Below are 14,924 nucleotides of genomic sequence, written 5' to 3' on the forward strand. Positions count from 1 at the left end.
GGCCCTTTTACGTTCAATCAGGCGATACGCCGCGCCGACGCCAGCAGTGCACCCACCGCCATAAATAACCCACCGAAAATTCGATTTAACAGCTTCATTTGCTGCGGGCCTTTTATCCAGACGGCAATACGCGTAGCCAGCGTGGCATAGCCAATCATCACAATAATGTCGACCACCACCGTGGTTACGCCCAGCACAAGGTACTGCATCGCCTGCGGCTGATGCGGGATGATAAACTGGGGGAACAGCGCCGCAAGGAACACGATGCTTTTCGGGTTGGTCAGGTTAACTAAAACCGCCCGCTGGAACAGTTTACGTCGCGGCATCGCCTTCGCCACGGCGTTCAGATCGATGGCTCCGGCAGAACGCCACTGTTGAATGCCCAGCCAGACCAGATAGGCAGCGCCAGCCCATTTCAAGATCTCAAATGCCAGCAGCGATTGTGAAAACAGCGCGCCCAGGCCGATCCCAACCAGGATAATATGCAATGACAGCCCGACCTGAAGCCCGGTAATGGAGGCAGCGGCCCCGCGATAGCCATGGCTGATACCGGTACTCATAGTATTAATGGCACCAGAGCCTGGCGAAAGGCTCAAAATGCTGGTTGTCAGAAGGTAAGTCAGCCACCATTCGATGGTCATGGGTAAAACTCCCGAAAAACGCTTAATTGTGACACAATACGTGAATGTTGAACGTTGTGCTATGGGTAACAATGGCCTGCTGAATGGTAAAACATCTTTCTGGAAAAAGTCTGATGGATCTTGGTAAATCAGGCTGGTTGACCCGTGAACAGTCTTTTGCGGCCTTTGCAACGGGCCCTTTGCTGAGCTTTTGGCAGCAGCGCGAAGAAGATGAATTCGCCGGTGTTGGCAACGTGCCCATCCGCTATGCCCGCTTCATCTCTTCGCAACATGACAAGGTTATTTTGCTCTGTCCCGGTCGAATCGAAAGTTATGTCAAATATCCTGAGCTGGCTTACGATCTGTTTCACTGCGGCTATGATGTGATCGTTGTCGATCATCGTGGGCAGGGACGATCGGGGCGTTTGTTGCAGGATTCGCATCGTGGCCACGTGGCGGCCTTTGAGGATTATGTCGACGATCTGGAAACGCTTTATTTAAAAGAGATCGTCGCTCGTCATTATCGTCATCGCTATGCCCTGGCGCATTCGATGGGCGGTGCAATCCTCACGTTGATGCTGGCGCGTCAGCCTGCGGCATTCGATGCCGCTGCATTAACCGCGCCGATGTTTGGCATCACGCTGCCGATGCCGCAGTGGATGGCCCATCGAATTCTGGACTGGACGGAAAAACGCCCGGCAGTCAGCGAAGGCTACGCTATTGGTACAGGAAAATGGCGTCCGCGACCGTTTGGCCTCAATCATCTGACCCACAGCCGCGAGCGCTATCGGCGCAATCTGCGCTTTTACGCTGACGATCCCGGGCTTCGTGTCGGCGGACCTACCTATCATTGGGTGAGGGAGGGGGTGATGGCGGGTAAGATGATCCTGCAGCAGGCATCCCGCATCTCAACACCGCTGCTGCTGCTACAGGCAGAAGAAGACAGGGTCGTGGATAACAAAGCACAGAATATTTTTTGCCAGGCAATGGTTGCCGCCGGACAGCCCTGTGAAGGGGGAGCTCCCAGGATTATCGCAGGTGCCCGCCATGAAATACTGTTTGAGAAAGACAGTATGCGGGCTGAGGCACTGGAAACGATTATGGCGTTTTTCGCTCGCCATCCCTGATTACCCGCTGCGCAAAGTTTATGTTACCTGATGGGCCCTGCCCGCCAAATGATATTAACCAGAGGTTTTATGTACCGTATTGTTGCTTCAGATCTGGATGGCACGCTGTTATCTCCCGATCACACGCTTTCCCCTTTTGCTCGCGAAACTCTGCAGCTGCTGGTTCGCAAAGGGGTCCACTTTATTTTTGCTACCGGTCGACACTACATTGATGTCGCGCAGATGCGTGATAGCCTGGGCATCGACGCCTTTATGATCACCTCTAATGGCGCACGTGTACATAATACTGCCGGTGAACTGGTTTTCAGCCATAATCTCGATGAAGACATTGCGCGCGAATTGTTTGCAATGCAGCACAGCAATCCTGACATCTATACCAACATTTATCGCGATGAAGAGTGGTTTTTGAATCGCCATCGTCCCGATGAAATGGATTTTTTCAAAGAATCTGATTTCAACTATCAGATTTACCATCCCGGCGACCTGCCGACAGACGGTATCAGCAAAGTCTTTTTCACCTGTAATGATCCTGAGCTATTGGTTCCGCTGGAGCTGGCGCTGATCGCACGGTGGGGCGATCGGGTTAACGTCTGTTTTTCGCTGCCAACATGTCTTGAGGTGATGGCCGGTGGCGTTTCTAAAGGCCATGCGCTGGATACCGTATCGCAGTCTCTCGGTTCTTCTCTGAAAGAGTGCATCGCGTTTGGTGATGGGATGAATGATAAAGAGATGCTGAGCATGGCGGGTAAAGGATATATCATGGAGAATGCGCATCAGCGCCTGAAGGATTTGTTGCCGGAACTGGAGGTCATTGGTTCTAATGCCGAACAGGCCGTATCGAAAACGCTGCGTACCTTGTTTGGTGTGTAGTCACTCTTAGTTATAATTTTTACCCGCTCGATCAGCGTTGCGAACCCATAACCAGGATAATACATTTTCTCCTGGTTTTTTTATGTCTAAAATAAATGTTTTTCATCAAAAATAGTTAATTTATGACGTTGGGTTTTGGGGGGGGGGTTAATTTCGTTTAAATGTGTCAGTGTGTTTTTAATTGGTAAGTTGGGGTCTTTTTCATTTCATTATGAGTCGATTATGAAACGCTCTCTCCACAAACAATCTTCATAGCGCATTGAATTTTGAGGGATATAATTCTATTTCCATCTTTTTTTTAGATTATAGTGTTATATTTATTATTTATGCTTTTATAGCATGGTTTTTTTATGTGAATTTTAGTAGTGATGTTTTTTAAGCTTTTCAACGACTATCCTTGCTGTAATAATTATCGAATCAAATCATTATGGATGGTTTGATTTTGGGCCACTAAGCTGTATTCATCATGCTTTGTTTATGAAATTATTATGGTGACCCGATTAATCATCTGTATTTATACTGATGTAAATTTAAATTAACTGTTAAAACTGCATGTCTGAAGTTGTTATGTATTTATCTTCCATGCTATTGGTATTCGGTGTTTTGTTTGAATTCAAAAAAAATTTGTTAAAGCACAATCCATATCTGTGGATTGTCATAATCAGATCGTTGGGAAATCCTTGTTTAGACAGGAGAGCCCTGGTTTGGAAAACCAGTTGATTATAATTCTTCTCTTTTGACATGGATGTGTTTCTTCCCCAAACATTTTGAATGATTTTTTCTTTTTCGATAATTTCATTCATCAAGCACAGAATGAGTATTCTTTGGTTTTTACTAACCTTAGCTATAATATTGCTATCTTTAATCATTAAATACTTATCTTTTAACAGGAGTTTTTCATTTTCATACTTTACTGATTTTGGTTCTATGTTGTTCATTTTTTACATTTCTCTTTTTTACAAGTCTGGAATATCACCTAAAGTTTTCCTTTAGGTTTTTTTTATTTTTAATACATCATTTCGTTAGATTTATTTTATTATTCTGGAAGGATTAATAACAATATATATTGTCTTTTTATTTTTTTATAGGTTTTTATTTTGCTATTAATTAATTTATTAGTTTAATGCTCTGTGTTTTGTTGGGTTTATGTTGGTATCTTTTAACAGAAACCAATAGCGCGTTTATGATTAAAATGTGTTTTGTCTTAAAATTTAAGATGGTAGATAGGTTGCTATCTTGTGGTTTTCAGGATGGCAATTATTCTGGATGATTAGGTGGCGTTGTGAATTACTTAATAAATGGGACTTTAAAATACAATTCCTATGATGGAACGTTGTATTTGATTGACGGTAGTGTAGATATGTTAACGCTTAGTCGGATTGCTAATGAATTGCTCTGCCTGATGGTGGAGAACAATAACAATCCATTAAGCAGAGAGCATATTCTGAATGATCTTTGGACTAAAAAAGGTTTGTCATCCTCTGGTAATAATTTAAATAACTACATGTCAATATTGAGGAGAGCTTTGTCTAATCTTGGGTTCTCTGACGTGATCATTACTATTCCCCGGCATGGCTTCATGCTTAGTGCGGACGTCGAGATTATGTCAGATGATAACGATGAAGGTGAGATTTTTCTGGGGGGAAATAGGCAGTTAGCGAATAGCTTAATCAATGATGATAGCTTAAATAAAAAAATAAATTTTATTTTCTTATTTATCAAAAAGGGAAATGTGAGTCTTTTAACTGTTTTGTTACTTGTTTTATTAATCTCGCCTTTGCTGTTTTTTCATTTTTTAGTGCGAGGTGATTATTCTTTTAAAATAAATAATTGTAATGTGTATTTGTTGGAGAACTCCGGAGTTAAAAGAAAAACAGCGGATGATTTTTCAGTGGTAAAAAACTATGTTGTTAAATACAAAATAAACTGTGGTCGTAAAGCGGATATATTTTATTTTTCCGGGCGGGAGGCTAGCGTAAATGAAAGCTCCACAGGTAGAGAAATTTTAGCCTACTGCGATAATAGCCGCGGAGGAGAATGCGTTAATTACGGTCTGCTCAAATGAGAGAAATAAACTAATGTCTTTAATCAGGCAACGTTATCCTGGCTGGGTGGTGGTGGTGGTGGTGGTGGTTCTCTTACTGTGTATTCTCTGGTTTGGCAACATGAATAAGAGGCAAGACTTTAGTTGCAGGGCACAGTTAGATATGGAACCTCTTGTTAATCAGTGTGGTAGCAGAAACTTGCTCAACCTGTTTATGGCAATAAACGGTAATGGCGAAGGGTATCTGTTGCTTTCAGGGAAGTTGAGGTGTCTGGGGAAAGATCAAACCATCAACGATATTCTTGATTTCGATTATGAAAAAGAAGGGAGATATTATGATTTACATCTGCGGAAAAAAAACACGGTGATAAATAAACTTCTACCACAGCTTAGGGATGAAAAAATCATGATAAAAATAAGTAAGTTGGATCGTCGAAGATATCTTGTTTCTTCTGATAAGCATGCATTGCTGATATGTACATCGGAATGAACGGAAAATGAGTAGCGGTTTTTTAAAAGCTATCCCGCTACCCATCTTTTAATTATTTAGCATTCATCTGCTGCTTATGCTTCTTTTCGCTCATCATGGTCATGGCAAGAAGGATTACGGCCAGAACACATCCGCCGATCATAACCATAAAGCCGCCATCCCAGCCGAAATAGTCGACGGTGTAGCCGACGATCGCGCTGGCGGCAACAGAGCCACCAAGATAACCAAACAGGCCGGTAAATCCAGCGGCAGTGCCCGCAGCCTTTTTCGGTGCCAGTTCCAAAGCGTGCAGGCCGATCAGCATGACCGGGCCATAAATCAGGAAGCCAATCACCATCATACAGGCCATATCGACGCCAGGATTACCCGCCGGGTTCATCCAGTACACAATGGTCGCAATGGTCACGAGAGTCATAAAGAAGACGCCGGTAGCTCCACGGTTGCCCTTGAACACCTTATCTGACATCCAGCCACACAGCAGCGTGCCCGGAATACCTGCATATTCATAGAAGAAATAAGCCCACGAAGATTTATCCAGCGTGAAGTGCTTAACTTCTTTCAGATAGGTTGGTGACCAGTCGAGCACACCGTAGCGCAGCAGATAAATAAACACGTTCGCCAGTGCGATATACCACAGCAGTTTGTTCGGCAGAATGTACTGGGTGAAAATCTGTTTCGCAGTCAGCTCTGTTTCATGTTTTTCATCATAGTCCGGTGGATAGTCGCTTTTATACTCCTCAATTGGAGGCAGGCCACAGGACTGTGGTGTATCGCGCATCAGCGCAAAGGCGATAATTGCGATCAGAATGGCACCAAATGCCGGCATGTACAGTGCGGCTTTCCAGTCGTTAAACCAGGCCATACCTAACAAGAACAGTAGCGGAGGGATACCGCCACCGACGTTATGTGCGCAGTTCCATACGGAAACGATGCCACCGCGCTCTTTCTGTGACCACCAGTGAACCATGGTACGGCCGCACGGTGGCCATCCCATCCCCTGGAACCAGCCGCACAGAAACAGCAGGACGAACATGACCATGATGCTGGAAGTTGCCCAGGGGACAAAACCCATAAACAGCATCACCGCTGCGGCAAGAATCAGTCCGGCAGGCAGGAATACACGAGGGTTTGAGCGGTCTGAAACCGAGCCCATTATGAATTTTGAAAAACCGTAGGCAATAGAAATACCTGACAGTGCAAATCCTAAATCTCCGCGTGAGAAGCCCTGCTCAACGAGATAAGGCATCGCCAGCGCGAAGTTTTTACGCACCAGATAATAGGCGGCGTAGCCGAAGAAGATCCCCAGAAAGATCTGCCAGCGCAGTTTGCGGTACAGCGGATCGACGCGGCTGGCATCAACGCGTGGCTGATGTGCTGCGGGTTTAAAAATACTTAACATTACGGCCCCCATGGCTCAGGTAACGATATCCCCGCCCGGCTGAGATGAAATACAAACAGTTTCCCCGGTAACGGTAAATGTTCTATTTCGAAAGCAGCATGGCGATATTCGAAGGTAACAGCTGTGAATAAGTGCGCGAATGTTACATTTTTATGACGAAATGGCTATATCTGCACCATTAAATGAGGTGATATTTTCGTATGCGAACTATAATTTGTGATTTAAGTCACACTTATGAGGCCGTTTAACGCTCAGAAGTCCGCATTTTGGACGTTTACGTTCTAATTGGAAAAAATTTTATCTAAGTAATGTTATATCCATGAAAAAAAGCAGGATTTAAAGAGGCGAGAATATGAGCAGTGATACTGGCGTAGATAGGGAGAACATCTGCTGTTATTTCAATCTTAATAAATGACGTGTAATCTACTGAATTTATTGATTAAAAATAGTTGGTGGTCATTTCACCGTTTATAATGCTCATACCGCTATCATCAAAATTGATAACTAAACCATCACCGGCAATATTAATTACGTTGATGGGGTTGTCATTGTTAATAACGGTGGTGATATTCATATTATCCCGGCCACCGCTAACCTGATCTAACTCTATTTCTGACAATACCTGCATGATATAGCCCCCTTTTTGATTGAAGAACTCAACTGATGCTAGAGTTTCAAGTAAGGGGGCAGGTATTGTAATTTGATGATTTTCATAAACTAACGCCCGGTTAAGGCGTTAATTATTTGAAATAGAGATGAATATTTACTTTTTAGCCGGGCGAATCTTCATTGCCAGACCTTTGAGGAAGTTGCGAAGGATTTGATCGCCGCACTCGCGATAATTTTTATGTCCCGGCTTGCGGAAGATTGCCCCAATTTCTGATTGCCCCACCGCAAAATCGGCGCTTTTCAGCAGCTCAATAATATCGGTGGTTTTTAAATCGAAAGCGACGCGAAGCTTTTTCATGATGATATTGTTTGTCATCTTACGTTCAATCGAAGGCACCGGCGCATCTTCACTTTTCCCGCGGCGTTCGAAAATCAGACCGTTAAGGAAATAGCCCATAACGACATCCGGGCAGAGGCGATAGCCTGGCTCATCTTCTTTTTTCAGGAAGCTGTGCACTTCGGCTTCAGCCACTTCGCTCTCTGCCAGCGCCAGAATGCTTACTACTTTCGCATCGCTTAAATCCAGCATGTAACGCACGCTGCGCAGGACATCATTATTCGTCATAAACACTCTCTTCATTGAAACTATTGCAGTGAGCGCATTATAGAGCCAATTGAGCGGTTAGACAGGAAAAACCGCCGGTCTTCACTGATGAGTTGGATCAGGGATGAGTCAGCGATATTGGTAACGGCGTTCCCGGGAGAGAGGCATCCCGCACCCGAGGTAAATGATCGCAGGCGTGCTGCCGGGCTGAACGGATAAATGCTTCAACCACCGGTTGACGCTGCTCCCCATCGCGTACAGCCGCGTAAAGCCTGCTCCACAGACCTTCGCCCAGCGCCCTGGTAGCCACCAGTCCCTGTTGCTCAAAACTTTCCACCACCCAGTGTGGCAGAGCCGCAATGCCCATCTGCGCGGAGACCATCTGAATTAACAGTAATGTGTTATCCACGCTTTTCAGAGCCGGGCTGACGCCAGCGGGCTGTAGAAAATGACGCCAGATATCAAGACGCTGACGCTGTACCGGGTAAATCAACAGCACTTCACTGGCTAAGTCTTCCGGAGAAATACGGTTCACTTTGGCCAGAGGATGGTCGGGTGCCATGACCAATCTGACCTCGAAATCGAACATTGGCGTATAGAACAAGCCGCTGCGCGGCAGAATATCAGAGGTGAGTACGATATCCAGTTCGCCCTGCTGAAGTGCAGGCTGTGGGTCAAACGTCACGCCCGATTTAAAATCCATCACCACCTGCGGCCAGCTCTTACGGAAATTGTTCAGTGCCGGCGTCAGCCACTGAATACAGCTGTGGCACTCAATAGCGATGCGCAACGTGGTCTGGTGTGGCTCATGGCAGGCCTGTAATGCTTGTTGAATCTGTGGCAACACCTGCTCGGCCAGCTGCAGTAAAACCTCTCCCTGTGGCGTAAAGCGTAGCGGCTGACTTTTCCGCACGAACAGACGGAAACCCAGCCGCTGTTCCAGATCGCTGAACTGATGGGATAACGCTGACTGCGTTTGATGAAGCTGGGCGGCAGCGGCGGCCAGCGAACCTGAATTTCGCAGAGCCTGCAGCGTTCGGAGGTGTTTAAGTTCGATCATGAGAGTCCTTCACATCGACAGTGAACATATTGCGCTTGTAGATAATACAGTACCTGCGGATTATAGCAGTGTAAACATCTGGACGTCCAAATGATAACACCTAAATTAACAGGAAGCGCATCATGACTATTCAGAACCATACACTTGGATTTCCCCGCGTCGGCCTGCGCCGCGAACTAAAAAAAGCACAGGAAAGTTACTGGGCGGGCAATAGCACGCAGGAAGAGCTGCTGGCAACCGGCCGCGAATTACGCACCCGTCACTGGCAACAGCAGAAAGATGCCGGTGTCGACCTGCTGCCGGTTGGTGACTTTGCCTGGTACGATCACGTACTGACGACCAGCCTGCTGTTGGGCAACGTACCTGCCCGCCACCGAAATAAAGAGGGTTCTGTTGACCTTGATACCCTGTTCCGTCTTGGACGGGGTCGCGCGCCGACCGGTGAACCCGCGGCAGCCGCAGAAATGACCAAATGGTTTAACACCAACTATCACTATATGGTGCCGGAGTTTGTACGCGGCCAACAGTTCAAACTGACCTGGACCCAGCTGCTGGATGAGGTTGATGAAGCGCTGGCCCTTGGGCATAAGGTCAAACCCGTACTGCTTGGCCCGGTAACCTACCTGTGGCTGGGGAAAGTGAAGGGCGAACCGTTCGATCGCCTGACGCTGCTGAGAGACATTCTTCCGGTCTATCAACAGGTCCTTGCCGAGCTGGCGAAACGTGATATTGAGTGGGTGCAGATTGATGAGCCTGCCCTGGCTCTTGAGCTGCCTGCTGAATGGCTGACGGCGTTCAAACCGGCTTATGATGCACTGCAGGGACGCGCTAAGCTGCTGCTAACCACCTATTTCGACAGTATTGGTCAGAACCTGGAGACCATTATCGCACTGCCTGTTCAGGGCCTGCACGTGGATCTGGTTCATGGCAAAGATGACATCACCCTGTTGAATAACAACGTGCCGGCGAACTGGCTGCTGTCGGTCGGGGTGATTAACGGACGTAACGTCTGGCGTGCCGATCTCAGCAACTGGTTTGAGCGACTGCGGCCGCTGGTCGCTCAACGCAAACAGCTGTGGATTGGCACTTCCTGCTCGCTGCTGCACAGCCCGATCGATTTGAGTGTGGAAACGCGCCTGGATGAAGAGGTGAAAAGCTGGTTCGCTTTCGCACTGCAAAAATGTACCGAACTGTCACTACTGAGCAATGCACTGAACAACGATGATGCCGCCTCACTGGAGGCCTGGAGCGCCCCAGTCCGTGCTCGTAAGACATCCACCCGAGTGCACAACGCTGCGGTGGCTCAGCGTCTCGCGTCAATTACGGCAAAAGACAGCCAGCGTCAGAATAGCTATCAGGTTCGTGCCGAAGCCCAGAGAAAGCGTTTCCAGCTGCCGGCATGGCCAACCACTACCATTGGCTCATTCCCGCAAACTACCGAAATTCGCGGTCTGCGTCTGGACTTTAAGCAGGGGCGTCTGGACGGTTCCCACTATCGCACCGGCATTGCCGAACACATCAAGCAGGCCATCGTCGAGCAGGAGCGCCTGGGTCTTGATGTGCTGGTCCACGGGGAAGCCGAACGTAACGACATGGTGGAATACTTTGGAGAAAACCTTGACGGTTTTGTCTTCACGCAGAACGGCTGGGTACAGAGTTACGGTTCACGCTGCGTTAAACCACCGGTTATCATCGGCGACGTCAGCCGCCCGCAGGCGATCACCGTAGAGTGGGCGAAGTATGCCCAGTCGCTGACGGACAAACCGGTAAAAGGCATGCTGACCGGCCCGGTGACGATCCTCTGTTGGTCATTCCCGCGTGAAGATGTTTCACGTGAAACCATTGCTAAGCAAATTGCGCTGGCGCTGCGTGATGAAGTTGTCGATCTGGAAAAAGCAGGTATCGGCATCATTCAGATTGATGAACCGGCCCTGCGTGAAGGTCTGCCGCTGCACAAATCAGACTGGGCAGCTTATCTCACATGGGCGGTGGACGCGTTCCGCCTGAATGCCGCCGTGGCGAAGGATGACACGCAGATCCACACCCATATGTGCTACTGCGAGTTCAATGACATTATGGATGCGATCGCGGCGCTGGATGCGGATGTCATTACCATCGAGACCTCACGTTCCGATATGGAACTGCTGGAGTCTTTTGAAGAGTTTGACTATCCCAATGAGATTGGCCCGGGCGTTTACGACATCCACTCGCCAAATGTACCGAGCGTAGAGTGGATGGAAGCCCTGCTACTGAAAGCCGCAGAGCGAATTCCAACCGAACGTCTTTGGGTAAACCCGGACTGTGGTCTGAAAACCCGCGGCTGGACTGAAACCCGCCAGGCGTTGGCCAACATGGTAACAGCGGCGCAGAATCTGCGTGCGGCAAAAGCGTCATTATCTGTGTGAATTGAGTCGTGTTGTAATCGGTTGGGGCGCTGAGCGCCCCCCCCCTTTTTTATGCTTTTGCTACTACGCCATGTTGGGCAAACCACGCCAGCATGCGCTGCCAGCCGTCGGTGGCGGACTCTGCGTGATAGCTTGGGCGATAGTCGGCGTTAAATGCGTGACCGGCATCCGGATAGACAATGATTTCCGCGTGCGCATTCGCCGCTCGCAGCGCCTGGCGCATGGTATCGACCGTATCTAGCGGAATACCGTCATCTTTCGCGCCATAAAGCCCTAATACCGGTGCGTTAAGATCGACAGCAACGTCCACCGGCTGTTTCTGCTGCTTCATGGTCTTTTCACCGACCAGCTTGCCATACCATGCTACGGCCGCTTTCAGCTGCGGATTGTGCGCGGCGTAAAGCCAGGTGATGCGGCCGCCCCAGCAAAAACCGGTGATGGCCATATTGCGCATATCACCCTCATGGCGCAAAGCCCAGTTCGCCACGTGGTCAAGATCGGCCAAAACCTGACTGTCCGGCACTTTACTGACCAGCTCCTTCAATAGCGTTGGGATGTCGTTATAGTCAGCGGCATCGCCCTGACGGAAGTACAGTTCAGGGGCGACGGCCAGATAGCCTTCACGGGCCAGACGGCGGCAAATATCGCGAATATGTTCATGAACGCCGAAGATCTCCTGCACCACCAGTACTACAGGTAAAGGTCCTGCCACATTGCGTGGCCTGGCGTGGAAAGCGGGCATATTTTCACCCTGAGTGGGGATCGACGTTTCCCCAGAAAGAATCTCTGCATCATCGGTAATAATGGTGGTTGCCGCGACAGGCTGGACTGCAGGTGCGAAGCTATTATTGCTCAATTTTTGAGTCGTGTTATCTTCGGTTTTCATTGTCCTCTCCATGCATGAACTAAGGCGATGGGCTAACTATAGCCAGGAAATTCTGGCACCCTCGCTGGGTACGGGCTATCTCTTTATCATCAGATAAACCCGATCTACGGGATGGGTTGTAGCAAAAAAAGGCAACAGAACATTTATGTGTGATTTTGATCGCACTTTTTATTTTGATTGATGTAATTTTCATTTGGATAAGCGATTTTTATCACATAAATGTGCGCCGTGTTTACTTACAGTAGCGTTCAGTTAACTATCCCCCGATTTTGGTGACAGGAGTTTGAAATGGCACAATCTGATGTTTTCCACCTTGGCTTAACGAAGGCCGATCTTCAGGGTGCCACGCTGGCGATCGTGCCCGGTGACCCTGAGCGCGTGAAGAAAATTGCGGCTCTGATGGATAACCCGGTCCATCTGGCTTCACACCGTGAATTCACTACTTGGCGTGCAGAGCTCTCCGGCAAGCCGGTGATCGTCTGTTCGACCGGAATTGGCGGCCCATCCACCTCAATTGCCGTGGAAGAGCTGGCGCAGTTAGGTGTGCGCACGTTCCTGCGAGTGGGAACCACCGGCGCGATTCAGCCCAATATCAATGTAGGGGATGTGCTGGTGACGACGGCTTCCGTGCGTCTTGATGGTGCCAGCCTGCATTTTGCTCCGCTGGAATATCCGGCCGTCGCTGACTTTGCCTGCACCATCGCGTTGGTTGCCGCAGCGGAAGCTGCCGGAGCCACAACGCATATCGGCGTAACCGCCTCTTCCGACACCTTCTACCCGGGTCAGGAGCGTTACGATACCTATTCCGGACGTGTTGTCAGCCGCTTCCAGGGCTCAATGAAAGAGTGGCAGCAGATGGGCGTGCTGAACTATGAAATGGAATCGGCTACGTTGCTGACCATGTGTGCCAGCCAGGGACTGCGGGCCGGTATGGTTGCCGGTGTGATCGTCAACCGTACCCAGCAGGAAATTCCTGACGCGGAAACCATGAAGCGGACCGAAAGCGATGCGGTGAAAATCGTTGTTGAGGCTGCTCGCCGCCTGCTCTAATCGTCAAAATAATTGGGCTGCGGCACCTGCCGCAGCCATGAAATTCCTGCAACAAAACCCACGCTTTTTCGAGCCGTTACCCAGTTCGCATTTAAATCGCCATACATCCTTCTTCCTCGCGCTTTTTATCTGGACATTCATACAGTGTGCCTCTATTTTTCCCCTGTTGTCGTTGATGAGAGGGGAAGCAGAGTGGATGCAACAATCAGTTACGCCGCCGTCATTGGTCTGGCGGGAATGCTGGCAGGGTGGATATTTGCCTGGTTTCTCGGTCAGCAGCGATTTGCTAAGCAGGAAACCGAGCGGCAGCTGCTGGTACAAGCCGCGGAGCAGAGTCAGACAGAACGTCAGCGCCTGCAGCAGCAGCTGGAGCAGCAGGCTGTGATGCAAAGACAGAATGAGCAGGAGTTACGACAGCTGCACGGTAATCTCGCCGCCGCGCAGGAAAAACTGCATCAGTTCGATCACTGGAGGGGAGAAGCGGAACAGCTATCACGTGAACTGCGCACGCAGCTGGAGATTAACAGCGCGCAGGAAGCTGAACTGCGTGAAGTTACCATCCGTCTGGAAGAAACGCGGATGGCCGCGGAAGAAAAACAACGGCTGCTGGTCAACAGCGAGCAGCGGCTTAACTCGCAGTTTGAAAACCTGGCCAATCGCATCTTTGAAAATAGCGGACGCCGCGTGGATGAGCAGAATCGTCAGAGCCTGCATGGCCTGATAACCCCGCTGCGTGAACAGTTGGAAGGATTTCGCCGCCAGGTGCAGGAAGGTTTTGGCCAGGAAGCGCGCGAGCGCCATACGCTTTCCCATGAGATACGTAACCTGCAGCAGCTCAATGCTCGTATGGCGCAGGAGGCGCTCAACCTGACGAAGGCGCTGAAGGGTGACAATAAAACCCAGGGTAACTGGGGAGAGGTGGTGCTGAGCCGCGTGTTGGAGGCATCAGGATTGCGGGAAGGGCATGAGTATGAAACTCAGGTGAACATCCAACTGGAGCAGAATGGCCGCATGCAGCCGGACGTCATTGTGCGTCTGCCCCAGGGTAAAGACGTAGTGATTGATGCCAAAATGACGCTGGTGGCCTACGAGCGTTACTTCAACAGTGAAGATGAGCTGCAGCGTGAAGCCGCTATCAGCGAGCATATTGCGGCGATCCGCGGCCATCTTCGCTTACTCAGCCGAAAAGATTATCAACAATTGCCGGGTTTACGCTCGCTGGATTATGTGTTGATGTTTATCCCGATTGAACCGGCCTTTTTACTGGCAATCGACCGCCAGCCAGAGTTGATTAGTGAAGCCCTGAACCAGAACATTATGCTGGTCAGTCCGACCACGCTGCTGGTTGCCTTGCGGACGATTAACAATCTGTGGCGTTATGAACACCAGAGCCGCCACGCCCAACGCATCGCCGACCGTGCCGGGCGGCTGTATGACAAAATGCGGCTGTTTGTTGATGACATGACCAGTATCGGGCAGAACCTTGACAAGGCTCAGGACAGTTACCGCCAGGCGATGAAAAAACTGTCAGAAGGGCGGGGCAATCTGATTGCGCAAACGGAAGGATTCCGTCAGATGGGAGTGGAGGTGAAGCGCCCCATTAACCCCCTCCTGGCCGGGCAGGCGGTATCTGAGGGCGATGATGAAAATACGGAGCAGGACGACAATCAGGAACTGCGGGTTGAAGCTGGCGATCCAGATGTTTACGCTACGCGCGGGCAGCGTCAAATCAATGAATAAGCGAGCGGCATGTGCCTGGC

14 protein-coding genes are annotated in these 14,924 nt (G+C 49.4%); 7 read left to right on the forward strand and 7 right to left on the reverse strand.

Going from position 1 to position 14,924, the window contains the following annotated elements; all coding sequences use genetic code 11:
• Window positions 1-17 precede the first annotated feature (17 nt).
• On the reverse strand, window positions 18-641 hold the full coding sequence (gene rhtB / locus IBT46_RS23035) for a homoserine/homoserine lactone efflux protein (protein ID WP_200547548.1): 624 nt from the start codon (window positions 639-641) through the stop codon (window positions 18-20).
• Between the two features lie 113 nt (window positions 642-754).
• Between rhtB and pldB the strand changes: the two genes are divergently transcribed.
• Window positions 755-1,747 carry a lysophospholipase L2 gene (gene pldB / locus IBT46_RS23040; RefSeq protein ID WP_200547549.1) on the forward strand — a complete coding sequence of 331 codons (993 nt, stop codon included), beginning with the start codon at window positions 755-757 and terminating at the stop codon, window positions 1,745-1,747.
• A gap of 69 nt (window positions 1,748-1,816) precedes the next feature.
• The gene (yigL, locus tag IBT46_RS23045; RefSeq protein WP_200547550.1) at window positions 1,817-2,617 is read left to right on the forward strand and encodes a sugar/pyridoxal phosphate phosphatase YigL; all 801 of its coding nucleotides are present in this window, start codon (window positions 1,817-1,819) and stop codon (window positions 2,615-2,617) included.
• A 542-nt stretch (window positions 2,618-3,159) separates the two neighbouring features.
• Here the strand turns inward: yigL and IBT46_RS23050 are convergent.
• Window positions 3,160-3,555 (reverse strand): hypothetical protein, encoded by a 396-nt coding sequence (locus tag IBT46_RS23050; RefSeq protein WP_200547551.1) that lies wholly within the window; start codon window positions 3,553-3,555, stop codon window positions 3,160-3,162.
• A 344-nt stretch (window positions 3,556-3,899) separates the two neighbouring features.
• Here IBT46_RS23050 and IBT46_RS23055 point away from each other — a divergent pair, with 344 nt between their 5' ends.
• Entirely contained in the window at window positions 3,900-4,682 is a 783-nt protein-coding gene (locus tag IBT46_RS23055) for a helix-turn-helix domain-containing protein (protein ID WP_200547552.1), read from the forward strand.
• A gap of 13 nt (window positions 4,683-4,695) precedes the next feature.
• The gene (locus tag IBT46_RS23060) at window positions 4,696-5,151 is read left to right on the forward strand and encodes a hypothetical protein (RefSeq protein ID WP_200547553.1); all 456 of its coding nucleotides are present in this window, start codon (window positions 4,696-4,698) and stop codon (window positions 5,149-5,151) included.
• 52 nt (window positions 5,152-5,203) lie between these two features.
• Here the strand turns inward: IBT46_RS23060 and glpT are convergent, their stop codons facing one another.
• From glpT to metR, 4 genes are all read right to left on the reverse strand, one after another.
• Window positions 5,204-6,550 (reverse strand): glycerol-3-phosphate transporter, encoded by a 1,347-nt coding sequence (gene glpT, locus IBT46_RS23065; protein WP_200547554.1) that lies wholly within the window; start codon window positions 6,548-6,550, stop codon window positions 5,204-5,206.
• Window positions 6,551-6,989: 439 nt separating this feature from the next.
• A complete protein-coding gene (locus tag IBT46_RS23070) occupies window positions 6,990-7,178 on the reverse strand; it encodes a hypothetical protein (RefSeq protein ID WP_200547555.1) in 189 nt (62 codons plus the stop codon).
• A gap of 135 nt (window positions 7,179-7,313) precedes the next feature.
• Window positions 7,314-7,784 (reverse strand): DUF1456 family protein, encoded by a 471-nt coding sequence (locus IBT46_RS23075; RefSeq protein ID WP_105595166.1) that lies wholly within the window; start codon window positions 7,782-7,784, stop codon window positions 7,314-7,316.
• A gap of 97 nt (window positions 7,785-7,881) precedes the next feature.
• Complete coding sequence (gene metR / locus IBT46_RS23080) at window positions 7,882-8,823, reverse strand: HTH-type transcriptional regulator MetR (RefSeq protein ID WP_200547556.1); 942 nt, start codon at window positions 8,821-8,823, stop codon at window positions 7,882-7,884.
• A 122-nt stretch (window positions 8,824-8,945) separates the two neighbouring features.
• Here metR and metE point away from each other — a divergent pair, with 122 nt between their 5' ends.
• Window positions 8,946-11,228, forward strand: coding sequence for a 5-methyltetrahydropteroyltriglutamate--homocysteine S-methyltransferase (gene metE / locus IBT46_RS23085; protein WP_200547557.1), 2,283 nt, complete (start codon window positions 8,946-8,948; stop codon window positions 11,226-11,228).
• Between the two features lie 49 nt (window positions 11,229-11,277).
• Here the strand turns inward: metE and IBT46_RS23090 are convergent, their stop codons facing one another.
• Window positions 11,278-12,114 (reverse strand): dienelactone hydrolase family protein, encoded by an 837-nt coding sequence (locus IBT46_RS23090; RefSeq protein WP_200547558.1) that lies wholly within the window; start codon window positions 12,112-12,114, stop codon window positions 11,278-11,280.
• A 288-nt stretch (window positions 12,115-12,402) separates the two neighbouring features.
• Here IBT46_RS23090 and udp point away from each other — a divergent pair, with 288 nt between their 5' ends.
• Window positions 12,403-13,164, forward strand: coding sequence for a uridine phosphorylase (udp, locus tag IBT46_RS23095; protein WP_200547559.1), 762 nt, complete (start codon window positions 12,403-12,405; stop codon window positions 13,162-13,164).
• Window positions 13,165-13,356: 192 nt separating this feature from the next.
• Window positions 13,357-14,904 carry a DNA recombination protein RmuC gene (rmuC, locus tag IBT46_RS23100; protein ID WP_200547560.1) on the forward strand — a complete coding sequence of 516 codons (1,548 nt, stop codon included), beginning with the start codon at window positions 13,357-13,359 and terminating at the stop codon, window positions 14,902-14,904.
• The last annotated feature ends 20 nt before the right edge of the window (window positions 14,905-14,924 follow it).

It is taken from the genome of Erwinia sp. S38 (genome assembly GCF_016624545.1).
Lineage (GTDB): Bacteria > Pseudomonadota > Gammaproteobacteria > Enterobacterales > Enterobacteriaceae > Erwinia > Erwinia coffeiphila.